Origin of the sequence: Paracoccus sp. TRP (assembly GCF_000185925.1) — a bacterium.
GTDB classification, from domain to species: Bacteria; Pseudomonadota; Alphaproteobacteria; order Rhodobacterales; family Rhodobacteraceae; genus Paracoccus; species Paracoccus kondratievae.
This window is the reverse complement of the sequence record NZ_AEPN01000033.1, coordinates 1-24,989: the sequence shown is the minus strand read 5'-3', so window position 1 is coordinate 24,989 and position 24,989 is coordinate 1. Positions and strand designations below refer to the sequence as shown.

General features: G+C 62.8%; 25 protein-coding genes and 1 tRNA gene. 16 read left to right on the top strand and 10 right to left on the bottom strand.

The genetic code is table 11. The annotated features are described in order from the left end of the window. Positions 1–15: 15 nt before the first annotated feature. The 5 genes from PARACOCCUSGL_RS0115320 to PARACOCCUSGL_RS0115300 all read right to left on the bottom strand — a co-directional run bounded on the left by PARACOCCUSGL_RS0115320 (position 16) and on the right by PARACOCCUSGL_RS0115300 (position 5,547). The gene (locus PARACOCCUSGL_RS0115320; RefSeq protein WP_010398366.1) at positions 16–1,029 is read right to left on the bottom strand and encodes an oligopeptide/dipeptide ABC transporter ATP-binding protein; all 1,014 of its coding nucleotides are present in this window, start codon (positions 1,027–1,029) and stop codon (positions 16–18) included. After that, complete coding sequence (locus PARACOCCUSGL_RS0115315) at positions 1,026–2,030, bottom strand: oligopeptide/dipeptide ABC transporter ATP-binding protein (RefSeq protein ID WP_010398364.1); 1,005 nt, start codon at positions 2,028–2,030, stop codon at positions 1,026–1,028. Before PARACOCCUSGL_RS0115315 ends, PARACOCCUSGL_RS0115320 begins: the two co-directional genes overlap by 4 nt. Before the next feature lies 1 nt (position 2,031). After that, the gene (locus PARACOCCUSGL_RS0115310) at positions 2,032–2,955 is read right to left on the bottom strand and encodes an ABC transporter permease subunit (RefSeq protein WP_010398362.1); all 924 of its coding nucleotides are present in this window, start codon (positions 2,953–2,955) and stop codon (positions 2,032–2,034) included. A 3-nt stretch (positions 2,956–2,958) separates the two neighbouring features. Continuing rightward, positions 2,959–3,876: an oligopeptide ABC transporter permease OppB gene (gene oppB, locus PARACOCCUSGL_RS0115305; RefSeq protein WP_010398359.1), complete on the bottom strand. Its 918-nt coding sequence runs from the start codon at positions 3,874–3,876 to the stop codon at positions 2,959–2,961. Between the two features lie 66 nt (positions 3,877–3,942). Then, positions 3,943–5,547, bottom strand: a complete 1,605-nt coding sequence (locus tag PARACOCCUSGL_RS0115300; protein ID WP_010398357.1) for a peptide ABC transporter substrate-binding protein — start codon at positions 5,545–5,547, stop codon at positions 3,943–3,945. A gap of 140 nt (positions 5,548–5,687) precedes the next feature. Here PARACOCCUSGL_RS0115300 and cobU point away from each other — a divergent pair, with 140 nt between their 5' ends. The 5 genes from cobU to PARACOCCUSGL_RS0115275 all read left to right on the top strand — a co-directional run bounded on the left by cobU (position 5,688) and on the right by PARACOCCUSGL_RS0115275 (position 10,558). Next, positions 5,688–6,206 (top strand): bifunctional adenosylcobinamide kinase/adenosylcobinamide-phosphate guanylyltransferase, encoded by a 519-nt coding sequence (cobU, locus tag PARACOCCUSGL_RS0115295; protein ID WP_029372396.1) that lies wholly within the window; start codon positions 5,688–5,690, stop codon positions 6,204–6,206. After that, positions 6,203–7,171 (top strand): nicotinate-nucleotide--dimethylbenzimidazole phosphoribosyltransferase, encoded by a 969-nt coding sequence (gene cobT / locus PARACOCCUSGL_RS0115290; protein WP_050804204.1) that lies wholly within the window; start codon positions 6,203–6,205, stop codon positions 7,169–7,171. Before cobU ends, cobT begins: the two co-directional genes overlap by 4 nt. Beyond that, the gene (cobS, locus tag PARACOCCUSGL_RS0115285; protein WP_010398351.1) at positions 7,164–7,931 is read left to right on the top strand and encodes an adenosylcobinamide-GDP ribazoletransferase; all 768 of its coding nucleotides are present in this window, start codon (positions 7,164–7,166) and stop codon (positions 7,929–7,931) included. The genes cobT and cobS overlap by 8 nt, the downstream gene beginning before the upstream one ends. Before the next feature lie 129 nt (positions 7,932–8,060). Beyond that, positions 8,061–8,684 (top strand): TRAP transporter small permease subunit, encoded by a 624-nt coding sequence (locus PARACOCCUSGL_RS0115280; protein ID WP_010398348.1) that lies wholly within the window; start codon positions 8,061–8,063, stop codon positions 8,682–8,684. Next, positions 8,681–10,558, top strand: a complete 1,878-nt coding sequence (locus tag PARACOCCUSGL_RS0115275; RefSeq protein ID WP_010398346.1) for a TRAP transporter large permease subunit — start codon at positions 8,681–8,683, stop codon at positions 10,556–10,558. Before PARACOCCUSGL_RS0115280 ends, PARACOCCUSGL_RS0115275 begins: the two co-directional genes overlap by 4 nt. 102 nt (positions 10,559–10,660) lie before the next feature. Here PARACOCCUSGL_RS0115275 and PARACOCCUSGL_RS0115270 read toward each other — a convergent pair whose 3' ends face one another. Further along, entirely contained in the window at positions 10,661–11,767 is a 1,107-nt protein-coding gene (locus tag PARACOCCUSGL_RS0115270) for a TRAP transporter substrate-binding protein (RefSeq protein WP_029372394.1), read from the bottom strand. Positions 11,768–12,027: 260 nt separating this feature from the next. On the opposite strand from PARACOCCUSGL_RS0115270, the gene nrdR reads away from it, so the two are divergent. Then, the gene (gene nrdR, locus PARACOCCUSGL_RS0115265) at positions 12,028–12,492 is read left to right on the top strand and encodes a transcriptional regulator NrdR (protein WP_010398342.1); all 465 of its coding nucleotides are present in this window, start codon (positions 12,028–12,030) and stop codon (positions 12,490–12,492) included. A gap of 14 nt (positions 12,493–12,506) precedes the next feature. Then, complete coding sequence (gene ribD, locus PARACOCCUSGL_RS0115260; RefSeq protein WP_010398339.1) at positions 12,507–13,484, top strand: bifunctional diaminohydroxyphosphoribosylaminopyrimidine deaminase/5-amino-6-(5-phosphoribosylamino)uracil reductase RibD; 978 nt, start codon at positions 12,507–12,509, stop codon at positions 13,482–13,484. Here the strand turns inward: ribD and PARACOCCUSGL_RS0115255 are convergent. From PARACOCCUSGL_RS0115255 to PARACOCCUSGL_RS0115245, 3 genes are all read right to left on the bottom strand, one after another. Beyond that, entirely contained in the window at positions 13,481–15,472 is a 1,992-nt protein-coding gene (locus PARACOCCUSGL_RS0115255; RefSeq protein ID WP_029372392.1) for a capsular polysaccharide biosynthesis protein, read from the bottom strand. The two genes, ribD and PARACOCCUSGL_RS0115255, sit on opposite strands and share 4 nt — an antisense overlap. A gap of 5 nt (positions 15,473–15,477) precedes the next feature. After that, positions 15,478–16,584 (bottom strand): polysaccharide biosynthesis/export family protein, encoded by a 1,107-nt coding sequence (locus PARACOCCUSGL_RS0115250; protein WP_010398336.1) that lies wholly within the window; start codon positions 16,582–16,584, stop codon positions 15,478–15,480. Between the two features lie 170 nt (positions 16,585–16,754). Beyond that, positions 16,755–18,182: a capsule biosynthesis protein CapA gene (locus tag PARACOCCUSGL_RS0115245; protein WP_010398334.1), complete on the bottom strand. Its 1,428-nt coding sequence runs from the start codon at positions 18,180–18,182 to the stop codon at positions 16,755–16,757. A 265-nt stretch (positions 18,183–18,447) separates the two neighbouring features. Here PARACOCCUSGL_RS0115245 and PARACOCCUSGL_RS0115240 point away from each other — a divergent pair, with 265 nt between their 5' ends. From PARACOCCUSGL_RS0115240 to PARACOCCUSGL_RS0115205, 8 genes are all read left to right on the top strand, one after another. Beyond that, positions 18,448–19,041 carry a riboflavin synthase gene (locus tag PARACOCCUSGL_RS0115240; RefSeq protein ID WP_010398332.1) on the top strand — a complete coding sequence of 198 codons (594 nt, stop codon included), beginning with the start codon at positions 18,448–18,450 and terminating at the stop codon, positions 19,039–19,041. Beyond that, entirely contained in the window at positions 19,041–19,607 is a 567-nt protein-coding gene (locus PARACOCCUSGL_RS0115235) for a hypothetical protein (RefSeq protein ID WP_010398330.1), read from the top strand. The genes PARACOCCUSGL_RS0115240 and PARACOCCUSGL_RS0115235 overlap by 1 nt, the downstream gene beginning before the upstream one ends. Further along, on the top strand, positions 19,597–20,715 hold the full coding sequence (gene ribB / locus PARACOCCUSGL_RS0115230; protein ID WP_010398328.1) for a 3,4-dihydroxy-2-butanone-4-phosphate synthase: 1,119 nt from the start codon (positions 19,597–19,599) through the stop codon (positions 20,713–20,715). Before PARACOCCUSGL_RS0115235 ends, ribB begins: the two co-directional genes overlap by 11 nt. A 3-nt stretch (positions 20,716–20,718) precedes the next feature. After that, on the top strand, positions 20,719–21,273 hold the full coding sequence (locus PARACOCCUSGL_RS0115225; protein WP_010398325.1) for a 6,7-dimethyl-8-ribityllumazine synthase: 555 nt from the start codon (positions 20,719–20,721) through the stop codon (positions 21,271–21,273). After that, complete coding sequence (gene nusB, locus PARACOCCUSGL_RS0115220) at positions 21,270–21,764, top strand: transcription antitermination factor NusB (RefSeq protein ID WP_010398323.1); 495 nt, start codon at positions 21,270–21,272, stop codon at positions 21,762–21,764. The genes PARACOCCUSGL_RS0115225 and nusB overlap by 4 nt, the downstream gene beginning before the upstream one ends. Before the next feature lie 106 nt (positions 21,765–21,870). Continuing rightward, on the top strand, positions 21,871–22,176 hold the full coding sequence (locus PARACOCCUSGL_RS0115215) for a hypothetical protein (RefSeq protein ID WP_010398321.1): 306 nt from the start codon (positions 21,871–21,873) through the stop codon (positions 22,174–22,176). A gap of 410 nt (positions 22,177–22,586) precedes the next feature. After that, on the top strand, positions 22,587–23,522 hold the full coding sequence (locus PARACOCCUSGL_RS0115210) for a YdiY family protein (RefSeq protein WP_010398316.1): 936 nt from the start codon (positions 22,587–22,589) through the stop codon (positions 23,520–23,522). A 350-nt stretch (positions 23,523–23,872) separates the two neighbouring features. Beyond that, on the top strand, positions 23,873–24,349 hold the full coding sequence (locus PARACOCCUSGL_RS0115205) for an MmcB family DNA repair protein (protein WP_029372386.1): 477 nt from the start codon (positions 23,873–23,875) through the stop codon (positions 24,347–24,349). Here PARACOCCUSGL_RS0115205 and PARACOCCUSGL_RS0115200 read toward each other — a convergent pair. Continuing rightward, positions 24,330–24,560, bottom strand: a complete 231-nt coding sequence (locus PARACOCCUSGL_RS0115200) for a DUF6324 family protein (protein ID WP_010398313.1) — start codon at positions 24,558–24,560, stop codon at positions 24,330–24,332. The genes PARACOCCUSGL_RS0115205 and PARACOCCUSGL_RS0115200 overlap by 20 nt on opposite strands. Positions 24,561–24,674: 114 nt before the next feature. Here PARACOCCUSGL_RS0115200 and PARACOCCUSGL_RS0115195 point away from each other — a divergent pair. Then, a tRNA-His gene (locus PARACOCCUSGL_RS0115195) sits at positions 24,675–24,751 on the top strand. The last annotated feature ends 238 nt before the right edge of the window (positions 24,752–24,989 follow it).

Here is a 24,989-nt window from a genome sequence, read left to right as displayed (position 1 = left end):
TTCCGACTGTATTTGTCAGATGCTCACCGTCAGCTCTTCGGGACTAAGCGCGCCGGGATAATGGCAGGCGGTCAGATGTGCCCCACCCGTAAGATCAGGGCGATCCAGGGCACAACGCTCCTGCGCGCGCGGACACCGGGTGCGGAATACGCAGCCCGAGGGCGGGTTCATGGGCGAGGGCAGCTCTCCGCTAAGCGGGATGATACGCTTGTCCCGCTCAAGCTCCGGGTCGGGGATCGGCACGGCTGACAGCAGCGCCTGCGTATAGGGGTGCTGGGGATCGGCATATAGCTGGTCTGCGCCGGCAAGCTCCATCACCCGGCCCAGATACATCACCAGAACCCGGTCGCTGATATGTTTCACCACCGACAGATCATGCGCGATAAAGATCAGCGCCAGCCCCAGATCGCGCTGCAACTCGGCCAGCAGGTTGATGACCTGCGCCTGAATCGAGACATCCAATGCCGAGACCGGTTCATCGCAGATCACCAGTTTCGGCTGCACGATCAACGCCCGGGCAATGCCGATGCGCTGACATTGACCGCCGCTGAATTCATGCGGATAGCGGTTGATCTGGTTCGGCAACAGGCCGACCCGGTCCATCATGTCTTTGACCCGGCGGCGGACCTCGTCACGGCCAAGGCCCTTGTGATGGGTGGTCAAAGGTTCGGCGATGATCTGGCCTACGGTCATGCGCGGGTTAAGGCTGGCCAACGGGTCCTGAAATACCATCTGGATCTGGCTGCGATAGCGCATCATCCGACGCGGAGACAGGCCGATCAGATTGGTGCCATCCTGCCAGATCGCCTTTCCATCTGCCGGGGCAAGACCGATCAGCGCCCGCGCCAGCGTGGACTTGCCCGAACCGGATTCGCCGACAACCCCCAAAGTCTCGCCCGGCATCAGGGTGAAATCGACACCCCCGACCGCATGAAGCAGGCGCGGCTTGGCCCAGGGCAGGGCCCCTTGTCCGGGAAGCTGGAACGTGACGCGCAGATCGCGCGCCTCCAGCAAGGGCTGGTCGGTCACGGCTTGGCCTCCTGCAACAGATCGGAATGCGGGGTACTGCGCAGCACGGCCAGGTTTGCGTGGCACGCGCGCTCGCGACCGGGGGCGAAAGCCTCAAGCGGCGGCATGGCCTCGCAGGCTGGCATGACATAGGCGCAGCGCGGCGCAAAGGGACAGCCGGGCGGCGGGTTGGTCATGTTCGGCGGGCTGCCGGGGATGGCGGCCAGCTGTTCACCCTGCTGATCAACGCGCGGGATGGCGGCAAGCAGCCCCCGGGTATAGGGATGGGCAGGGTCGGCAAATAGCGGCGCGACCGCCGCTCGCTCCATCACCCGGCCGCCATACATGACCATCACCCGTTCGCAAGCGCCCGCAACGACGCCAAGGTCATGGGTGATCAGGATCATCGCCATGCCGAATTCGCGGCGCAGTTCGGCCAAAAGCTCCATGATCTGCGCCTGAACGGTCACATCCAGCGCCGTCGTCGGCTCATCCGCGATCAGCAGATCGGGGCGGCAAAGCAGCGCCATCGCGATCATCACCCGCTGCCGCATCCCGCCCGAGAACTCATGCGGATAAAGCCTGATGCGGCCTTGCGCGTCAGGGATGCGGACCGCGTCCAGCATCCGCGCAGCCTCGGCAACTGCCTCGCGCTTGCCCATGCCCTTATGCAGCATCAGCACCTCGGCCATCTGGTCCGAGACACGCATATAGGGATTCAGGCTTGTCATCGGGTCCTGAAACACCATGGCAATGCGGCGGGCGCGAATGCTGTTCAGCACCTTTGGCGGAGCGTTCAGGATCTCGGCCCCTTCGAACCGCACAGAACCCGAGGCACGCCCGTTTCGCGCCAGCAGCCCCATCACCGAAAAGGCCAGCTGCGATTTGCCCGAGCCGGATTCGCCGACGATGCCCAGCACCTCGCCGCGCTCAAGATCAAGGTCGATGCCGTTGACGGCGGCAACCTCGCCCTCGACGGTCGAAAAGCGCACCTTCAGATCACGGATTTCCAGCAATGCCATGTCAGCGATCCTTCGGGTCCAGAGCGTCGCGCAAGCCATCCCCGACAAAGAAAAAGGCAAATAGCGTGACGCAAAAGAAGAACAGCGGAAAAACAAGCTGCCAGAGCGTGCCGTAATTCATCGTCCCCGCCCCCTCGGAAATCAGCGCGCCCCAGGAGGTCAGTGGCTCTTGCACGCCAAGGCCAAGGAAACTGATAAAGCTTTCGGTCAGGATCATCAGCGGCACCAGCAGCGTCGCATAGACCGCCACCACGCCCATCAGGTTCGGCACGATATGGCGCAGGATGATGCGCCAGGCAGGAACTCCGGTCGCGCGGGCGGCCTCGATGAACTCTCGGTTCTTCAGGCTCAGGGTCTGGCCGCGCACGATCCGCGACATGTCGAGCCATGAGATCAGCCCGATGCCCAGAAACAGCATCAGCATCGACCGGCCAAAGATCACCAGCAGCAGGATCAGCACGAACATATAGGGAATGGACATCAGCACATCGACCGTACGCATCATCACCGCGTCGATACGGCCGCCAAGATAGCCCGCGGTCGCGCCATAAAGCGTGCCCACAAGAACGGCGATCCCCGCACCGATCAGACCGACCATCAGGCTGATCTGCGTGCCCTGCACCGTGCGGGCAAACAGGTCGCGGCCCAGATCGTCAGTGCCGAACCAATGCCCGTTTTCAAGGCTGGGCGCGCCAAGCTGCGCAGCCTGACCCATGATCGAAAAGTCCATCTCTTCGTTCGACCATGCAGCTATATGATTACCAAACAGGGCAAACAGCCCGACAAGGATCAGCACCAGCAGGCTGACCATGGCGGCCTTGTTGCGGCGAAAGCGGCGGCGCGCGTCAGCCCATGGGCTGCGGCCCTTGACCTCGGGCTGGGCCAGGCGCGTGGCCAGTGACTGCATTTTCTGGCTGTCAATCATGGCTCAATACCGGATCTTGGGGTCGATCCAGGCGTAAAGCACATCGACCACGAGGCTGAAGAAAATGGTCAGCGCACCGACAAGAATGGTGATTCCCATCATCACCGCATAGTCGCGGTTCAGCGCCGAATCGACAAAGCTGCGGCCGATGCCTCCGGTCGAGAAATACATGTCGATCACCACCGAACCGGTGATCATGGTGACAAAGGCCGGGCCAAGATAGCTGATGACCGGCAACAACGCGGGGCGGAGCGCATGGCGCAGGATCACCGCGCGTTCGGGCAGGCCCTTAGCACGCGCGGTGCGGATATGGTTTGAACCCAGTACCTCCAGCATCGAACTGCGGGTGATACGGGCAATAGAGGCCATGAAGCTGGTCGACAGCGCCACGACCGGCATGATCCAATAGGTGGGACCGCCCCAGCCTCCGCCCGGCAGCCAGCCAAGCCACAGCGTAAAGACCAGCACCAGCAAAGGCGCCATGACGAAGTTCGGCAACACCTGCGCGCCGATCGAGATACCGACCGCAAGGTGATCAAGCCAGGAGTTCTGCCGGATCGCCGCCGCCACGCCAAGGCTGATGCCCACCGCCACCGCAACGGCAAAGGCGATGCCGCCATAGGTCAGCGTCACCGGAAAACCAGCGGCGATGATCTGGTTCACCGAACGGTCGGGATAGACAAAGCTGGGGCCGAAGTCGAAATGTGCGACAATGCCCCAGACATAGCCCACGATCTGCCGCCACAGCGGCTGATCAAGCCCGTATTTGGCATTCAGGTTGGCCAGCACTTGCGGCGGCAGGGCGCGTTCCTGCGTGAAGGGACCGCCTGGCGCGGCATACATCAGCAGGAACGAAACGACGATCAGCAAAAGCAGCGTCGGGATGGCGACCGCGAGCCGCCGCAAGATAAAGCCAAACATGTGCAGGTTCCCGAATTCAGGTGCCGGACAGGATCAGGGCCGGGTGCGGGCGGTCGCCTCCATGGCTTATTTCTGGATGCGATAGATGTTCCTGGCGTACCAGTTGTTCATCACGTTCATGGTCGGCAGGCCCTTGATGTCATCGCGGATCATATCAACCTTGGCATAGTGATAGATCGGGACCAGCGGCATGTCCTCGGCCAGGATCTGCTCGGCCGCGGTATATTGCTGGTTGGGGTCCTCAGAGGTCTTGGACTGATCCATCACCTTGTCGAACTCGGGGTTCGAATAGCCGCCGTAGTTCATCCCGGTCGAACGGAAAAAGTCGAGGAAGGTCGAGGCCTCGTTGAAATCGGCGCACCACGCATAGCGGGCCATCTGGAAATCGCCCGATTGCATCCGGTCGGTATGTACCTTCCATTCGACGTTGTTCAGCGTCAGCTCGATGCCAAGCGGTTTATAGAACTGCTGGGCGGCAACGGCGATCCTCTTGTGGCTTTCGTCGGTGTTGTACTGCAGTGTCAGCTTTAGCGGCTTGTCCGGCCCATAGCCCGCCTCGGCAAGCAGCGCCTTGGCCTTTTCCAGCCGCTCGGCCTGCGACCACGAGGCGTAGTCAATCTGCGGCATCTGAAAGCCTTCGATCGCCCAATGGGTCCAGTTATAGGCGGGCTTCTGGCCGCCCTGCAGGATCTGGTTCACCACCACATCACGCTGCATGGCATAACTCAGCGCCTTGCGCACCCGCGCGTCCTTGAGCGCCTCGGGGCCTTTCTCGCCCACATTCATCAGATAGCCGTAGGTGCAGGAAAAGGGGATCGAGGTCGCCTGATCGGGGAACTGTTCCTTAAGCCGGGGATACTGACCGGCAGGGATCTGCACCCGGTCCAGCTCACCCGCCTGATAGCGGGTCAGTGCTACGTTGTTGTCATTCACCGTCAGGCCCTTGATATGCTCCATGACGACATTGGCGGCGTCCCAGTATTCGGGGTTCTTGTCCATGCTGATCTGCACGCCGAGGTCATGGCTTTTCAGCACGAAAGCGCCGTTGCCGACCAGCTTGCCCGGCTGCGTCCAGTTGTCGCCCCCGGCCTCGACCACCTTCTGGTTGACCGGGAAGGTCGAGGGATGCGTGACCATTTTCGGAAAATAGGGGGTGGGGGTGGTCAGCCGCACCTCAAGCGTGTGGTCATCGACGGCCTTGACGCCCAGTTCGTCGGGCTTTTTCTCGCCCTTGACGATGGCGGTGGCGTTTTCGACGTTCATCAGCTCCATGTACCACGCGTATTCCGCTGCGGTCGCCGGATCGGCCAGCCGCCGCCAGGCATAGACGAAATCATGCGCCGTGACCGGATCGCCGTTTGACCATTTCGCCTCGGGGCGCAGGTGGAACGTATAGGTCAGCTTGTCCTCGGACAGATCAAAACCCGTCGCCACACCGGGTACAGGGGCGCCATGGCCGTCCTCGTTCATCAGCCCCTCGAACAGCTGACGCAGGACATCCGAACCTTCGACATCGGTGTTCTTCTGCGGGTCGGTCGTCTTGATCGCGTCCAGCAGCCAGAAGGTATAGCTCTGATTCTCGGCCAGCTTTTCACCTTCGGCGGGCTGGACGGCAAAAGCGGGCAGGGCAAGCCCTGCAACCAGTGCGGTAGTGAGGAACAGACGGGTCATAGGGCACCTCTCTGATATCTTGCGGCGCGGCTGCTTGCCGGCTCGGCCGTGATGATTAGAGAAATAGTGCCCAAAAGCTGTAAGACAGCAAGAGCGATTTCCGGCTTTCGCAACGTCAGGCCATGTGAAACAACAAGGGCATGAGTTCTGATACACGCATCACCATGGTTACGGGCGGTGCCCGGTCGGGAAAGTCGGCGCTGGCCGAATCCCTTGCCGCCCGCCAGCCCGGCCCGCGGATCTATATCGCCACAGCCGAGGCATGGGATGACGAGATGACCGCCCGTATCGCCCGTCACCGCGACCAGCGTGGTCCCGGCTGGCAAACGGTCGAAGAGCCGTGCGACCTTGCCGGTGCGCTTGCGCGTACCGACGGGCAGGGGGTGCGGCTGGTCGATTGCCTGACGCTGTGGCTGTCGAACATGATGGCCGAGGGTGATCCCGGCCCACATGTAAACGCGCTTTGTCAGACGCTTGGCACCCAGCACAGCCCGGTGGTGCTGGTGACAAATGAGCTGGGCCTTGGCATCGTGCCCGAAAATCCGCTTGCCCGCCGCTTCCGGGATGAGCATGGCTGGATGAATCAGGCAATCGCGCGCGTTGCGGACGAAGTCTGGATGGCCGTCAGCGGCCTGCCGCTGTGCCTGAAATCGCAATGAGGGATATAGTGAAACAGTTCGACGAGACCGCCGCCGCTGCCGCCCGTGACCGTCAGGATCAGCTGACAAAGCCGCCGGGATCGCTGGGCCGGTTAGAAGAGCTGGCGGTCTTCATGGCAGGCTGGCAGGGTACGGATCGGCCTGTGATCGACCGCGCGCAGGCACTGGTCTTTGCCGGCAATCATGGCGTGACCAATCAGGGCGTGAACCCTTTCCCGGTCGAGGTCACCGCCCAGATGGTCGGGAATTTCCGCAACGGCGGCGCGGCGATCAACCAGCTTTGCCGGCTGGCGGGCGCCGATCTGCAGGTGATCGCGCTGGAGCTTGACCGTCCCACCGCCGATTTCACCCAAGGCATGGCGATGGAGACCGAGGATCTGATCACCGCCATCCAGACCGGCAAGAACGCCATCGACCCCGAAGCCGATGTCATCCTGCTTGGCGAAATGGGGATCGGCAATTCGACCGTCGCGGCGGCGCTGGCAGCAGCAACCTTTGGTGGCACGGCCGAGGATTGGGTCGGCCCGGGCACCGGTGCCGACGACGGGGTCATGGCCAACAAGCTGCGGGCTGTCGAGACCGGGCTGAAACGTCACAAGGGCGCGGCAACCTCGGCCTCGATCCTTGGCTCATATGGCGGGCGCGAACAGGCGGCAATATGCGGCGCGGTGATTCGGGCGCGCGAACTGGGCATTCCGGTGATCCTTGACGGCTTTATCTGCTCGGCGGCTGCCGGGGTCCTGATGGTGAACGACCGCAATGCGCTGGATCACTGCCTGATCGGCCATGAAAGCGCCGAGCCGGGGCATCGCCGGCTGATCGCCGTCCTTGGCAAAAAGCCGGTGGTGACGCTCGACATGCGGCTGGGCGAGGGGTCGGGCGCAGCCGTGGCGCTGATGATTCTGCGCGCGGCGCTGGAATGCCACAACGGTATGGCCACTTTCGCCGAGGCCGGGATTGGCTAGGCGCCTGACCGAGGCGGCGCTGGCGCTTGTCTGGCTGACCCGCCTGCCGGTGGGACGGTTTCTGCCTGCCGCGCCTCCGACACTTGCCCAGGCCGCCTGGGCATTTCCGCTGGTCGGGCTGGTGGTCGGCCTGATCGCGGCGGCCGTGCTGGGCCTGGCGGCACTTGCCGGGCTGCCGGGGGGTATCGCCGCGCTGCTTGCCATCGGCACGGTCATGCTTGTAACCGGAGGGTTGCACGAAGACGGCCTGGCCGATTGCGCGGATGGCAGCGGGGGCGCAGACCGGGAAAGACGGCTTGAAATCATGCGCGATTCCCGTGTTGGCAGCTATGGCGTGCTGGCGCTGATCGTAACCGTCGGGCTGCGCGTCTTTGCCATCGCAGCACTCATGCCCGAGCCATGGACCGCGGCAGCAGCGGTGGTCGGGCTGGCCGCAGCATCCCGCGCCGGGATGACCGCGGGGCTGGGGCTGATGCCTGCCGCGCGCGTCGATGGGCTGGGCCATGCCGCTGGACGGCCCGGGAAAGGGACAATCCGGGCGGCGATGATCCTTGGCGGTGCGTCGCTCATCCTGCCCGCGCTTGCCTTGCCCAGTCCGGTGCCCGCCTGGCTTGTCCTGATCGCGGCGGTTGCGCTGGCGCAGCTTTGGCTTGCGCGATGGGCGATGCGCAGACTTGGCGGCCAGACCGGCGACGTCCTGGGCGCAATGCAGCAGATCGGTGAGGCGGCGGGCCTTGTCGCAATGGTTGCGCTGGCCTGAACCCCCGCGCGTCGCCTTTTTCTTGACGCATACCTGCGGTTCACTCATACCAGACCGCCACATGAGAAAGTCAGGGACAATCCGGGGCCCGTCACGCATGGGCTGCCATTGAACGAGGGAGGTTTTCATATGGGTGCCCTGCTGGGCCTGTCGCGCGGCATAGACCGCATCAACTCGATCATCGGCCGCGGCATGAGCTGGATGATCCTGGTCGCCGTTCTGGTCAGCGCCGGGAATGCTGTCGTCCGCAAGGTGCTGAACACCTCGTCCAACGCCTGGCTTGAACTGCAATGGTACCTCTTTGGGGCCGCGTTCCTTGGCGCGGCGGCGTATACGCTCAAAGAGAACGAGCATATCCGCATCGACATCATCTACGGGATGTGGAGCCGACGCCGTCAGCACTGGATCGACCTGATCGGGCATGTCCTGTTTCTGATGCCCTTTGTCACGCTGATGATCTGGTATCTCTACCCTTGGGTGATGCGCTCTTATGCGCGGGGCGAGGTCTCGAACAACGCTGGGGGGCTGGTGCTGTGGCCTGCCAAGATGATGTTGCTCATCGCCTTTATCATGCTGTTCTTTCAGGGCATTTCCGAGATCATCAAAAAGATCGCCGTCATGCGTGGCGTCATCGAGGACCCCACCCCCTTCGTCTCGGCCCATGAGGCCGCGGCCGTGGAAAGCGAGATGATGGCGCGCGAGATGCAGGCCGTACTGGAACAGGACACCGAGGACGGAGACAGCCGCAAATGATGGTCTTCATCGCGCAGAACATGGCGCCGATCATGTTCGCCTCGCTGGTGCTCTTTCTGCTCTTTGGCTATCCGGTCGCGTTCGCGCTGGCGGCAAACGGGCTGCTGTTCTTTGTCATCGGGGTCGAGCTCGCTCCGCTGTCGGGCGGTAGTATCAACCTTAGCTGGCCCCTGCTGAACGCCATGCCAGAAAGGTTATGGGGGGTACTGTCAAACGAGACATTGCTTGCCATTCCATTCTTTACCTTCATGGGCATCGTGCTGGAGAAATCCGGCATGGCCGAAGACCTGCTTGACACCATCGGTCAGCTTTTCGGTCCGATCCGGGGTGGTCTGGCCTATGCGGTCATCATTGTCGGCGCGCTTCTTGCTGCGACGACCGGGGTTGTTGCTGCATCGGTCATTGCCATGGGGCTGATCTCGCTGCCGATCATGCTGCGCTATGGCTATGATCGCAGCATCTCTGCCGGCACCATCGCCGCAGCCGGTACGCTGGCGCAGATCATCCCGCCGTCGCTGGTGCTGATCGTGCTTGCCGACCAGCTTGGCCGGTCGGTCGGTGACATGTACAAGGGCGCGCTGATCCCCGGCCTGGTGCTGACCGGGATCTACATCCTTTACATCTTTGTCATGTCGATCATCCGCCCGAACAGCCTGCCGGCCCTGCCGAAAGAGGCGCGGACGCTTGGCTCGGGCGTTACCTCGCTGCTGGTGGCGCTGGCACTGACGCTTGGGATGGCGTGGCTTGCATTCCGCTGGCTTTACCCGACGCAGGGACGCGATGCCGACATCCTGGCTCCGGCTCTGGCGGTGATCGTGATCTATGTGCTGGCGCTTTTGGACCGGGCGATGAACACCAACCTGATGTCGCGCCTTGCGCAACAGGTCATCATCGTGCTGATCCCGCCAATGGCACTGATCTTTCTGGTGCTGGGCACGATCTTTCTGGGCATCGCCACGCCCTCTGAAGGGGGTGCGATGGGCGCGGTCGGGGCGCTGTTTCTTGCAGGAATCAAGAACCGGCTGAACTATGACGTGATCCGACAGGCGCTGCTGGCCACGACGCGGTTGTCGGCTTTTGTCATGTTCATCCTGATCGGGGCGCGGGTGTTCTCGCTGACCTTCTATGGCGTGAACGGGCATCTGTGGGTCGAACATCTGCTGACCTCGCTGCCCGGGGGCGAATACGGCTTCCTGATCGCGGTGTCGCTGCTGGTCTTTCTGCTGGCGTTCTTTCTGGATTTCTTCGAACTGGCCTTCATCATCGTGCCGCTGCTTGCCCCCGCGGCCGAGGCCATGGGCATCGACCTGATCTGGTTCGGCGTCCTGCTGGGCGTGAACATGCAGACCAGCTTTATGCATCCACCCTTTGGCTTTGCGCTGTTCTTCCTGCGATCGGTCGCACCGCGGGCACCCTATCAGGACAAGGTGACGGGGCGGACGATGCAGCCAGTGACCACCGGGCAGATCTATTGGGGCGCGGTGCCCTATGTCTGTATCCAGCTGGTCATGGTGGCGATCGTGATGATCTTCCCCGGGCTGGTCATGCATTACAAAGGCGCGCCGATCGACACCTCGAACGTCCGTATCGAGATCCCCTCGGGCGGCGGCGAGTTGGGGGGCCTTGGCGGCTTTGGCGGGCTTGGGGGAGGAGATCCCTTTGGCCAGCAAGGCACGACCGCGCCCGCAGCCCCCTCGCTGGATGGGCTGGGCGGTCTTGGCGGGGCACCGGATTTCGGCGCGAGCACCAGCCCTGCACCCGAAACGCCTGCGCCCGAAGCTGCCGCCCCCGCTGCGCCGGCGGACGGGCTGGGTGGGCCGCTGTCGGGCCCGCCACCCGGTCTGACCGCACCAGCGCAGCCTCAGGGCAACTGATAGCAAAGGCGGCCTCCGGGCCGTCTTTTTCATGAACGCCGCCACAGAAAAGGGCCGCCGCGATATACTCGCAGCGGCCCATCTTGTCGGTCTGAAGATGGCTCAGAGCGTGCCGTTACGCTGCTGGATCATCATGAAGGTGTCGTAGGTATATTCCGAGGTCTGGTTATACAGGTACCAGTCCGCGCGGGCGACCTTGAGCGAATCCCAGATTTTCTTGAACGGCGCGTTCGATGCCTCAAGCTCGGCATAGACTTCGTTCGCGGCCTTATAGCAGGCGTCCAGAATCTCGGCGCTGAACGAACGCAGCTGAGCGCCCGAAGCGACTAGTTCTTTTAGCGCAACAGGGTTCAGGTGGTCGTATTTTTGCAGCATGTCGGCATCGACCGCCTGACATGCCGTACGCAGCAGCGACTTGTAGTTGTCGGGCAGCGATTCGTATTTCTCTTTGCTGAAGAAGAAATGGACGGTCGGGCCGCCTTCCCACCAGCCGGGGTAGTAGTAATAGGGCGCGACCTTATAGAAGCCGAGCTTGAGGTCGTCATAGGGGCCGACCCATTCCGAGGCGTCGATGGTGCCCTTTTCCAGCGCCGGGTAAATGTCGCCGCCAGCGATCTGCTGAGGCACGGCACCCAGCCGCTCAAGCACCTTGCCGGCAAAGCCGCCGACCCGGATCTTGAGCCCCTTGAGATCGTCCACCGAGGCGATTTCTTTGCGGAACCAGCCGCCCATCTGCGCGCCGGTGTTGCCGCCCGGCAGGCCGAAAATATTATGCGTGGCAAGGAATTCATTATAAAGATCAATGCCACCGCCGTGGTATTGCCAGGCGTTCATCGCCCGCGCCGACAGCGCGAAAGGCACCGCAGATCCCAGCGCAAAGGTCGGGTCCTTGCCCCAGCTGTAATAGCCGACCGAATGGCAGGCCTCGACCGTGCCGTCGGTCACAGCATCCTGCGCCTGCAGGCCCGGGACGATCTCGCCACCCGCAAAGACCTGCAGCTGGAATTTGCCGCCCGTCGCCTCGGACAGATATTTCGACAGCACTTCGGCGCCGCCATAGATCGTGTCCAGCGACTTGGGAAAGGCCGAGGTCAGACGCCATTTCACCTCGGGCATTTCCTGCGCGATGGCGGGCGCAGCCAAAGCGGCCCCGGTCGCCGCCACTGTACCGCCAACCGTGGCGCGGGTCAGAAAGCCGCGCCGGTCGATCTGGTTGGTTTTTTTCATTGGGTTCCTCCGCATTGATCGGCCCCCTTCTGGCGGCCGATAGTGGGGGAAATGTTGCACGCGCCCGCAAGCCTGTCGAGATATCAGCGCAAATTCCCGTCCCGCTCCCGGGCCAGACCCGATTGCCGCAGCGTCAACCAGCCACAGATCCATCCCCTATCTGGTATGATGATCAATGGGCTACCCAAGCGGTTTGGGCTTGCCTATACTGACTGGGGTCCGGGGCTTTGGGGGAACAAGGGATGCGCTGTCCTTTCTGTGGAAATGTCGATACGCAGGTCAAGGATTCGCGTCCTGCCGAAGACAACGTGGCCATCCGCCGCCGCCGCTTTTGTCCGGCCTGCGGCGGGCGGTTTACCACCTATGAACGGGTGCAGCTGCGCGATCTGGTGGTCGTCAAATCAAACGGCCGGCGCGAGGATTTCGACCGCAGCAAGCTTGAGCGTTCGATCCGCATCGCCATGCAGAAACGCCCGATTGAGCCGGAGCGTATCGACCAGATGATTTCGGGCATCGTGCGACGGCTGGAAAGCCTTGGCGACACCGACATTCCCTCGAAGGTCATAGGCGAGATCGTGATGGAGACTCTGGCCCGGATCGACACCGTCGCCTATGTCCGTTTCGCCAGCGTTTACAAAAACTTCCAGGCAGCGGACGATTTCGACAAATTCGTGTCCGAATTGCGGCCGCAAGCGGTCGAAGAGTGAACGACCTGCGCCACATGCGGCACGCGCTGGCGCTGGCGCGGCGCGGGCTTGGCAATGTCTGGCCTAATCCTGCCGTCGGCTGCGTGCTGGTGCGCGACGGTGTCATCGTCGGGCGCGGCTGGACTCAGCCCGGCGGGCGCCCCCATGCCGAAGTCAGGGCGCTGATGCAGGCGGGCGAGGCCGCGCGTGGCGCCACGGCCTATGTCACGCTTGAGCCCTGCGCCCATCACGGCAAAACCCCTCCTTGTGCCGAGGCGCTGATCCGGGCAGGGGTAAGCCGCGTCGTCTCGGCGCTGACAGACCCAGATCCACGCGTCGCCGGGCGCGGCCATGCCATGCTGCGTGAGGCGGGCATCACTGTGACCGAAGATGTGTGCGAGGCCGAGGCACGCGAGTTGCAGCGGGGGTTTCTAAACCGCATCCAGCTTGGCCGGCCCATGCTGACCCTAAAACTGGCCGTCAGTTTCGATGGTCGCATCGCCACCGCCTCGGGTGAAAGCCAATGGATCACCGGTCCCGATTCACGTCGCCATGTCCATGCGCTGCGTCTTGCGCATGACGCGGTGATGGTCGGGGGCGAAACCGCCCGCACTGACCGGCCCGGTCTGAACGTGCGCGGCTTTGGCGCGGTGCGCCAGCCGGTGCGGGTCGTCGTCTCGTCTCGCCCCTTGCCCGAACTGCCGCCAGAGGGGGCCGAACATGGGCCGCTATGGCAGGTTTCGGGCGCACCTGAGGGCTTTATGGCCGAGCTTGGAGCCCGTGGCCTGACGCGGATCTTTTGCGAGGGGGGCGGGGTGCTGGCCGCCAGCCTGCTGCGCGCCGGACTGGTTGATCAGCTGATCGGTTATAGCGCCGGGGTCGTTCTGGGCGGTGATGCACGCAGCGGGATCGGAGCCCTTGCGCTGGATCATCTGGCCGATGCCCCACGCTTTCACCTGGCTGAGACCCGGCGCATCGGCCCTGATCTTATGCATCGCTGGCTGCGCGACTAGCGCCGCCACAACCAGGCATAGCTGGAAAGTACACCCTGCGCCTTGGCAAGCCAGCGCAAGGCTGGACCGCCCGATACGAATGTCGGGTCCGAAAGCCGCTCAACCGCGACTTCGGGCGGGCAGGGCAGGCGGCTGACCGGGTCGAAATAGCGCGGATAGGCGATCAGCGCGCAATAGATCAGTTGCTCAAGATCGGCCCGCACCTGCCGGCGGGCGGGAACCGACCCCAGATCGCGGGTCAGACCCCAGCCTGCATAGAAGGGTGCGCCCAGCGTCGTGACCGAAACGCCGCGCAACAGTGCCTCGAATCCAAGGGTTGAGGTCATGGTCCAGACCTCATCAACCTTGCCCAGCAGCGCATCCGCCGGAGCACCGTGGGCAACGACATCGGCTAACGCATCAAGCGCAGCCGCGGGGATCAGCCCGGGGCGCAGGCCAGCCTCGACATCGGGATGGGGCTTATAGATCAGCACGGCATCGGGGTTTTCGGCCCGCACCCGTTGCAGCAGGGCAAGATTGCTGCGCACCTCGCCCGCGCCGAGACGGATCGAGGCGTCATCCTCGACCTGTCCGGGCACAAGGATGCGGCGTCCGGGGGGCAGATCAGGCAGCTGTCCGGTCAGATTGTATTTGGTGATCCCGGCCCTGGTCAGCTGCCGCGCCAGTCGCGACGCCCGCTCGCGCCCACCGGGGGGCAGGGGCTGGGCCATCAGCCGCTCAAACCGGCTTTCGCGGCTGGGATCGTAATAGATGCCAAGATCGTCAGCGACCAGCGACAGCGGCGGAACCAGCGCCGCACCCAAACCGCGCGAGCGCAGAAACCCATCCTCGACCCGCAGCGCGCCGGGTGTCTCGTCCGCGCGATTGGCCCAGGCCATAGTGACCTGTGGCCCCGGCTTGTCGCTGAACCGCACCCCCCGGCCGCTGCCGAAAAAGCGCGCCATAAAGGGCCGCTTCCACAGCCGCATACCATAGGCCAGATGCCCGTCATGATCCTGACGCCATGCCCGGGCCTCGGCCTCGATCTGGTCCATCGCGCCCTCAAAATCGGTCAGCCGGTCCCGGCAGGGATCATACCAGACCGGGGCAAGCAGATGACTGGCGGCAAAGAGCTGTTCGATACTGGCAGGGCGGCGGCGCGGGACGGGATGCTGATCCTCGGACAAGCCCCAACCGGCATAGAACGGCTGGCCAAAGACCCGCGGCCTGTGGCCGGCAAGCATAGCTTCATACCCCAGCTGCGAAGACAGGACATAGACCCCCGCCGCACCGCGCAATAGCGCCCAGGGAGAGACCGGGCTATCGCAGAACTCATCCCCCGGACGCAGGTCCTGCGGGGTAAAGTGGCCGGGACGCAGACCCCGCGCTGTCTCAGGGTGGCTACGAATGACGACAGGCTGGCCTGGATTTTCATCCCGCGCCGCCTGAAGCATCCGCAGGAAATCATCCCGCGTCGCCCCCATCAGTGAGGCATCGCCGCGCGTCTGGTCGATCACCAGAACATAGCCGGGGGTCGGCGGCGCAACAGCGGGCAGATGGGCATTGTATTTCGACAGATCAGCCGCAATCAGCCGCTCGATCCCCTGACGGGCGCGATCAAGCTGCGCCTGCGTTTCAGGCGCATGGACCAGAGTTTCGATAAGCGACGGCGCACGGGGATCAAAATGCAACCCGATAGGGTCGATCATCAGACCAACGGGGCCGCGCCGCGCCACTGTGCCCCGCGCCCGCCCGGGCAGGACTGAGCGAAGGAACGCGTCTTCGAAGCGCACCAGCCGGGCACCAGTCCGACCGGCCAGCGCCTTGCCGCGCCATGCAGTCGGACTGTCGCCCCAGATGCCTACGTAATCACTGCGTCCCGGCACCCCGACCCGCACCGACCATCCGGCAAGGGCAAGAATACGACGAAGTCGCGGGCGGGTAAGAAAACCGCCGTTACATATGAAAAGCCGCCGAGATCCCCCGGCGGCTTTATCAGTCTGCACCATTCGACCTAGTTGAAGGCGTTGTCGACGCTGCCGACCTCGGTCGCAGTGCCAAGGATCGATTGCAGGGTCTTGCGCCATTGGACGAACGGGGCCTCAGTCACATAGACAGTGTCGCCATCGCGGATGACAAAGTCACGGGCCAGGAACATGCCGTCCGGCTTGGTCAGGTCCAGAACATAGGCGAATCGCTGGGTGCCATAGATGTCGTTGCGGCCCAGCACGGCGCGCGCCACCGATTGCGGCTCATCGCGCAGGATGAACACGCCCTTGGGATCGGCAAGCTGGGTGCTAAGACCGCCGACCATGGCCACCGCTTCGATCGCGCTGATCTGTTCATTGCCAAGCGGCACCTTGGTCTGGCCGCCAAGCGCCCCAAGCGCGGTAAAGCTGCGCTGGTCCTCTTCGACCAGGATCACGTCGCCGGGGCGCAGCGCGATATCGTTGCGGGCGTTTGAATACAGATCGCGCAGCCAGACCTTGCCGCTGGAGTTGCCACGTTTGACGGTTACCACGGCAATTTCCGGCTCGATCGCGACACCGCCAGCCCGCGACAACATCGAAGACAGGGTACGGGTCGGACGCTCGATCGGATAGACGCCTTGCGCGTTCACCTTGCCCATGACCGAGACGGTCGCGCCGTCGCCGGCCACGCGGGTTACCATAACCTGCGGGTCGGGGGTCTGGGTTTCCAGCTTTTGCGTGATAAGGCGACGCAGCTCCTCGGGGCTGTTACCAGCGGCACGAACCCGGCCCGCATAGGGCACAAAGATATAGCCCTGGCTGTCCACCTGAAGTTCGGTCAGCTGGGTCGAGCTTTGTCCCATCGAGGCCAGCAGCCCGTCATCGACGTTTTCCCAGATCGACAGGCCCAGCACGTCGCCGGGGCGGATTTCATCGGCACCGACGGTGCCGGCGGCGCGGAAATCGGCCGAGAAACCATAGGCGGGGGTAAAGTTCGCAGCACGGTTCACCCGGTTATCGACATTGATGATATGGGTGCTGCCGCCTTTTTCCACCGAACCCGAAAGGATCTCGCCCTTGGTCGGGCCCGAACGGGGCAGTCCGCAGGCCGAGACCAGAAGCATTGCCCCCACCAGGGCAACCTGGGCCATGCGGGCGGCAAGGGACTGTCTCCGGCCACCGAGCGCGCCGGATCCAAAGCGCGAAAAACCTGCTTGCGTCAAACTGTTACTCCTGTCCTCTCGCGCGATTCCCGGATCGCAATGCTTGTTTTGCCGCACGTTAGCGCAGCATGTCCGGGTTTTCCATAATTCTTGGCAACCTAGTCGTCGCTAACGCCCATTTGTTGCCGATATTTGCCCCGGCCGGCAAAAAGTGCCTGATAAGGATCCTCGGGCGCCAACATCATATCAACGACCAGCCGCAGCGCATGAGCCCGCGAATGCGAGGCATAGAACCCGCCGGGCACCTGGCTGCTTTCCAGCAGAAAGTCGCGATAACGACGATAGGAAAGGGCATGCGGCGGGCGCGGATCGCTAAGGAACTCGGCAAGGCTCTGGTCCGAAACAAGACCCGGCTTGCCAAAGACCGCCTGTCCCATCGCCTTGACCGGCAGACCGCGCCACAGGGCCTGCTGCGCTGCGGTAGAGTTCACGGTCACCGCTGCCCGCGCCTGATTAAGCAGGCGCGCAAGCTTGCCGCCCCGCACGAAATGGACCCGCTCTTCGATTCCCAGCATCCGCGCCCTGTCCAGGATCGCCCGGCGGACGCCGCCGCGCCCATCTTCAAGCGGATGCGCCTTGAAGACGATGTGATGATGGCGCGGGGCCGAGCGGGCGAATTCCGTCAGCACCTCATCAGTAAATTCGGACATGCGCTGATAGGGCGAATGAGCGACAAAGTTCGAATCATGCTCAAGCTGCATGAGCACCAGAACATAAGGAAAGCCGCCGCGACGAACTGAGCGCGTCTCGCGCATCTGCGCCAATGTGTCAAAGGGCGTCAGCAGAAAGCGGCGCAGGTTCAGCCGGAACTCCTGGAACACGCCGATCTGGCGATGGGTGCGATAACCGGGATAACGCCGGTTCGCCGCCAGCACGAGGAAATGGTAAAGCGCGCCATAGAATTTGTGCTGACGCATATCGCCCCAGCGCGCCGGAGGGCGGTTCATCTCATTCATGCGATTGCGCAGAGCATTGCGCATCTCACGCACGGGGATGCGCATCAGCGCCGAATGCCCGTTCGAGCCGCCGCGTTCATAGGTGATCCAGAACGGGCGCAGATAACCTTCTTCGAAAACATGCAGCACCAGATCGTGGCGCTGCGCAGCCTCGCGCGCAACGGCATGGATCGGACGGACATCGCCATAAAGCACGATGTCGGTCACGCCCTTCTCGGTGATGATCTGTTCCAGATGCTCGGGCCAGTCCTCGGGACCTGAGGCATGACGGATGAACCGCGGCTTGTCCGACCAAAAGAACTCATCGCCTGCGTTAAAGCCCACGCGCCAGACCTGCGCCCCGGTAGCGCGCAGCAGCAGGCCCACCCGATCAAAGAACGGGCCATGCGGCCCCTGAAGCATCAGAAAGACCCGCTTGGTGGCAGGTAAAGCCGCACTGGCACCCACCACCGACAGCGCAGCCGTGGCCGCGCGCACCGCGCCACCGGCTTTGCGTCGGGGGTGGTTCTGGATCTCCGGCACCAATGGTGCGGGATCGGATGAAGGCGTTTCCGTCTTGGCTTTCAGCATTCGGTGGATCTGGCGTCAGTGATGAGCAAAATTGAGCGGGCGTTTCGCTACAGGCGGCGCCCTGCCACCGGCGTCATGGCTATTCGCTACAGGCAGCGTCCGGCCACCGAAGTCATGTCTACACCTGATTGCCCCAATTTTCACAGCCTGTCACGGGTTTTTACGATTTATTAACTGATGAACGTTGCGCCACAGCTTCACGTTTGCTTGCAGTAGCGCCCCCGAAGTTCTAGTTCTCAGCCTGAAAAGCAAAAGGGGTATGCGCATGTTTACCGGCATCATCACCGATATCGGCGAGGTTTCCAGCGTCGAGATGCGCGGTGACATGCGGGCGCGGATCTCGTGCCGTTACGATATGTCGGGGGTCGATCTGGGGGCCTCGATTGCCTGCGACGGCATCTGCCTGACCGTGATCGAAAAGGGTGCGGACTGGTTTGACGTCGATATCTCGGCCGAGACGATCTCAAAGACCAATATCGGCGCGAACGGCTGGGCGCGCGGCAAGCGGCTGAACCTTGAACGTGCGCTGCGGGTCGGGGATGAACTTGGCGGGCATATCGTCTCGGGCCATGTCGACGGCGTCGCATTGATCGAAGAGATGCGCACCGAGGGCGACAGCACCCGCATCACCCTGCGCGCCCCGAAAGAGCTGGCGCGTTTCATTGCTCCCAAGGGGTCAGTGGCGCTGAACGGCACATCTTTGACCGTCAATGAGGTCGAAGGCGAACTTTTCGGCATCAACCTTATCCCCCATACTCAGGCGGTGACGACCTGGGGCACGGCAAAAGTCGGCGATCAGGTGAACCTCGAAATCGACACTCTGGCGCGCTATGTGGCGCGGCTGGCCGAGGCGGGCTGATGGCAGGCATCGGCCACAATCGCGGCCCCGGCTCTGGCAGCGGCTTTCGTGCCCATTGCTGGAGCGTGGCACGGCGCGAGCTTTTGGGCGCGCGCCTGCCGGTCGAAGTGGTGCGCCTGCAACTGCGCCGGGCCAAAGAGCTGGGGCTTGACTACCGCACCTATGCGGGCGTCCGGGCAACGACAGGCCGCGATCTGGTGGCCTTTCTTTATTCGACGAATGCGCTGGGGGCGTTTCGCAGCGACCGCCCGGTTGGCCCGGCCAAGCGCCAGCGCATCTGCGAAAGCGCCGCCGCCGCACATCTGGGATACGGGCCGGGCCTGGCGCCTCAGCCGGTTGCCAAGCAGATCGGCGCAGTCTCGGCACTGGCGCTGCCGCAATTTGGCGCAAGCTGGTCAGCCATGCGCGAGCGGATGAAGGATTGGCTGCGCGCGCAGGGCCTGCCGGGCGACGCGGTGCTGATGATCGGAGAGACCGACCATGAGCGCGAAATCATGATGGCAGGAGGGCTGGCGGCTTTCGTCACCGGCCAGAAGTTCTTTGCAGGAGCGGCGGATGCAATATGACAAGCCTGGCCCGGTCGAGATCGACTGGTCCGATGCGATCTCTCCCACCGAAGAGATCATCAATGAGGCCCGCAACGGCCGCATGTTCATCCTGGTCGATCACGAGGACCGCGAGAACGAGGGCGACCTGATCATCCCCGCCCAGATGGCCACGCCCGAGGCGATCAACTTCATGGCCACACATGGCCGCGGCCTGATCTGTCTGGCACTGACCGCCGGGCGCATCGACGCATTGGGGCTGACACTGATGAGCCCCAAGAACTCCAGCCGGCACGAGACCGCCTTTACCATGTCGATCGAAGCGCGCGAGGGCGTGACGACCGGCATCTCGGCCCATGACCGCGCCCATACGGTGGCGGTGGCCATAGATCCCAGCAAGGGACCGACTGATATCGCAACCCCCGGCCATGTCTTTCCGCTGCGCGCCCGCGACGGTGGTGTTCTGGTCCGTGCAGGCCATACCGAGGCCGCAGTTGATATCTCGCGGCTGGCCGGACTGAACCCTTCGGGCGTGATCTGCGAGATCATGAACGAGGACGGCACCATGGCACGGCTGCCGGACCTTATCGGCTTTGCCCAGAAGCACGGGCTGAAGATCGGCACGATCAGCGACCTGATCGCCTACCGCCGCCGCCACGACAACCTGATTGCCGAACGCGGCCAGCGCGCGGTGCAATCCGTCCATGGCGGCGAATGGATGATGCGCATCTTTGCGGATGAGATCTCTGGCGCGGAGCATATCGTGCTGACAAAGGGCGACCTGAGCGAACCCGGTCCGGTTCCGGTCCGCATGCATGTGCTGGACCCGCTGCATGATGTTCTGGGAATCGGGCGCGAGAATGCGGGCACGCTGGGCGCCGCCATGCGTATCATTGCCGAAGAGGGCAGGGGCGTCGTAGTGCTGTTCCGCGACCTTGAGCCGCGCTTGCCGCGTCAGGACGAGGTTTCCTCGCACGTGCTGCGCCAATACGGGCTTGGGGCGCAGATTCTGTCTGCGCTTGGCCTGTCAGAACTGGTGGTGCTGACCAATTCGGCCCCTGTCAGGGCTATCGGGCTTGACGCCTACGGACTTTCCATCCATTCCACCCGTCCAATTCCCGAAGAGTAAGTCATGGCCGCCAGCATTGAACATTACCAACTGCCGCTGCCCCGGATCGAGGGCAGTGTGCGCCTGCTGATCGTGGTCGCGCCTTATTACCGCCAGATCGCGGATGCGCTGATCGCCGGCGCGCGTGGCGTCGCCGAATCGGCCGGCGCTGCCGTCGATCTGGTCGAGGTGCCCGGGGCGCTGGAAATTCCCACTGCCATCGCGCTTGCCGCCAGCCGCAACCTCTATGACGGCTATGTCGCACTTGGCTGCGTGATCCGGGGTGAGACGACGCATTACGACACCGTCTGCAACGACAGCTCGCGCGGGCTGACGCTGCTGGGGTTGCAGGGCCATTGCATCGGCAACGGCATCCTGACAGTCGAAAATTTTGCTCAGGCCGAGGTCCGCGCAAACCCGGACGACCAGAACAAGGGTGGCGGTGCGGCGGCAGCGGCGCTGCACCTGATCGCGCTCAAGCGCGGCTGGGAAGGTCAGACGCCGCGGGACAAGGCAGCGGCGACGCCCCGCGACGTTATCCGACTGGCAGGTGAAATCGACGGGCCGGGCAGCGCATGAGCGGGACGAGCAACAAATCGCACGGCAACAGGCAAGAACGGCAGGCCCGCGCCTCGGCCGCCCGGATCTATGCCGTGCAGGCACTTTTCCAGATGGAAGCCGCCGGTCAGTCGGCCGACCGCGTCCAGCGCGAATTCCTGAACTGGCGTATCGGCCGCGACAACGAAGACGCGGACGTCCCCTCGGATGACGCCGACCAAGAGCTTTTTGCCCGGATCGTCGACGACGCGGTCACCTGGCAGACCCGCATCGACCAGATGACTGACCGTGCGCTGGTCGAGAAATGGCCGATCGGGCGCATCGATCCGGTTCTGCGCTCGGTCTTTCGGGCAGCGGGGGCCGAACTTGTGACGCCCAAGACCCCGCCCAAGGTGGTCATCACTGAATATGTCCGCGTCGCTCAGGCATTTTTTGCCGAGGGGCGGGAAGCAAAGTTCGTCAATGCGGTTCTTGACCACATGGCGCGCGAGGCCCGGCCCGAGGCCTTTTGATTCCCGGCCCGCGAACGAGACATTCTGCCGCGGGCCTGTTTTTCCCTTCGCGATCAGACACTGCCGCATTAGAATGCCCGGACACCACCATGCCCCGGGAAGTTCAATGCCGCAGCTTGTCCGCCTTTATATCGTCAGCATCGCCATTGGCTTTGCGCTGGCGCTGGCATTCACAACGCTACTGCTGGTTTTGGATGTAGCAGGGCTGCGCCATTTGATCTCTGCCACACGTGGCGGATGGATCGCGGTGCTTATGCTAATTGTCTTTCACACCATTCTTTTTTCGGGCACGCAGTTCGGAATTCGCGTCATGCTGATGGCCAATCAGGGTGGACCGGGCGGTGGATTGCGCCAGCGTATTCACCTGCAGCGCGCAAAAGCTTCGGCAGCCGCCCGACCCGATCCGCGTTGAACGTGGCAAGCCCCGCACGCTTTTACGCCACCAGTGTGGGTCTTTCGCAACAATTTCACGCGCGCAAAATCCGCCATCGCCCGCCTAATTTTTAGGCAAAACCATCTCGGGCTTTAAGTATTACCGCTTCTTTACAATTCGTGAGCAATTGGACTTGCCGTTAGCGGCTGATCTGGGGCGAAAAATTTTGTTACCGCCCTTCGAAGAAAGGGTTTCATCACAAATTCAAACGGTCAATTTTCCGCCGATATTAAAAATCTCACAAAATTTCACTTTTTTGAGAGTCAGTCTGCAATCTCCGGGCCTCTTTAACGCTTCAGAGCAGCGTTTTACCTCTGTCCAAGCAGAGATGCTCGTGGCCCGGAAGATCGGTGCCACGGACACGAAACGGTTCGAAAAAGGACTGAAAAATGAAAACGCTTGCTTATCTTGCTGGTGCCACTGTTCTGGCCACCGCCTTCGCGGCTCCCGCTTTCGCGCAATCCGAGATCGCAACCGGTGCTAACGCGACCGGCATCTCGCAGGTCAACGAACGGCTGAACGACGTCGAGGAAGCGGTCCGCGACGACTTCAACCGCTCGGCCGACGCCTATCGCTACGGCACCCCGCAACAGCGTCAGGGCGTGTTCGGCTCGGTCGCGCTGACCTATGCCGGCCGCACCGGCAACAGCGACAGCCAGGATTTTACGCTGGCTGGCCGTCTGTCGCACAACCAGGGCCCGTTCTCGCAATCGGTCGGCCTGCTGCTTGAGTATGGCGAAAACAACTCGGGCGACAAAGACACCGAAAAGACCTACGTGATCTATGAAGGGATGTATAACTTCAACGATCGCTTCTATGCCTTTGCTCTGGGCCGTCTGACCACCGATGCGCTGGCCAGCGATCCGGTCAGCCTGGCCGGCGATCAGGACTTTGGAGCACTGGATGGCCGCCTGAAGCGTGACGCCTACTTCGGTGTTGGTCCGGGTTACCGCGTGATCACCAACGACACCACCGCATGGCGCGTGCAGGCCGCCGTCGGCGTGCGCTACACCAAGGCTGTGGACGTGCTGTCCGTCGATGCGGTCGATCCGAAGACCGGTACCTTCGAATATGTCTCGAATACCGAAGTTGGTTACCTGCTGTCGTCGCGGTTCTATCACAAGATCAACGACCAGTTCTTTATCACCAACGACACCGACTATCTGACCTCGGACACCAACGACACGGCGACGAACGAGTTGGGTCTGAACTTCAAGATGACGGACGCCTTTGCTACCCGCGTGTCCTACAAGACCGAATACGTCTCGGACCGCGCGATCCGTACCGACAACACGCTGGGCGTGTCGCTGGTCTACGGCTTCTGATCGCAAAGAAGATCCCTCCTCTCTCTGGGCGGCCTGCGGGCCGCCCTTTTTTCTTGGGTACCAGCAAAAAAAAGGGAGAGCGGGGGAGAGTGGCGGGAACCGCAGCAACCGTGGCAGCGCAGGTTTCCCCGAAAGCCTGGATATCCAGGTGGGCGCCAGATAACGGGACCAAGGCCCCGACAGAGCCAGCCCCCTCGGTGAAATTATAGGCCAGTGAGAAAAATGGCCACGCACGAGAAGAGCAGAAACCCGCCAGCCCCCTAGATAGGACGAGGGCCAGCCTGCCGCAAGTACCGGACCCGTTGCGCACGACGCTTGCAAGATGTTTCCGTTTCGTTCATGTTTGGCACATGACCTCTCAAACCGACCCCACAGCAGATCTGCTGCCCGCTCAGCCGGGGCAGCGGCTGGCGCGTGGAGTGGCGCGGATGCTGACCGGGTTGGGCCATGCAGCACTGGCAGAGTTCACGCCAACCGGCGGGTTGCGGGTCGATGTGATCTCGGTCTCGCCCAAGGGCGAAATCTGGGTGGTCGAATGCAAAAGCTGTCGTGCCGATTTTGTCTCGGACCGCAAATGGCAGGGTTATCTTGAGTTCTGCGACCGCTTTTTCTGGGCGGTAGACGCCGATTTTCCCGAAGATCTGCTGCCTCAGGGCTCGGGCCTGATCCGCGCTGACTCATGGGGGGCCGAACTGGTCCGCATGGGGCCCGAATCGCGGCTGGCCGGGGCACGGCGCAGCCGGCTTTTACGTGACATCGCCCGGGTCTCGACCACCCGGCTGATGGCGCTGACCGATCCGATGGGAATCAGCGGCGGGGCTTCTTGACATTGCCCTTGGCCGGTTTGCCACCAGAGCCCATGCTGCGCGCAGCCTCGGCAGCAGCAAGCAGCTCTTCGGCAATCTCTTCGGCCTCTTCGGGATCGAAATCCAGCGGTAGATCGACGCCCTCGGCCTCGACATAGATCCTGACCATGCCGCGATCAGTAGGCCCGATTTGCAGATTCGCGGCAATATCGCTTTCGCTGTTGATGCTCATGCTGGTTCTCCTGGCGCGTGGCCTGTGGATCTGAACATTTTCCTTACCCTGCATGCGAAAAACCGGCAAGACGGGCTTGCGCCGGGACCGTGCTGGGGCTAGATAGCCGCCTGTGCCGCCTTAGCTCAGTTGGTTAGAGCACCAGATTGTGGATCTGGGGGTCCCCCGTTCGAGCCGGGGAGGCGGTACCACCGCAATCTGACAGCCGAAACCCTGCCACGACGGTCCAGCCAGGTTCTGGATAGGCGCGGGGTTTGTCAAACGGGCGCAAGCGGCTGACCGGGTTTTCCGGTTCGCGATCAGAAACAAGGCGGAGCCGCAAGCGGCGGTCGGTGCCAGAATGGCTGAAACGAATGTGATCTCTCTTGACGCCTGCGCCCGGCTTTCGGTCGCGCCGATGATGGATTGCCAAGACCAATGAACACTTTG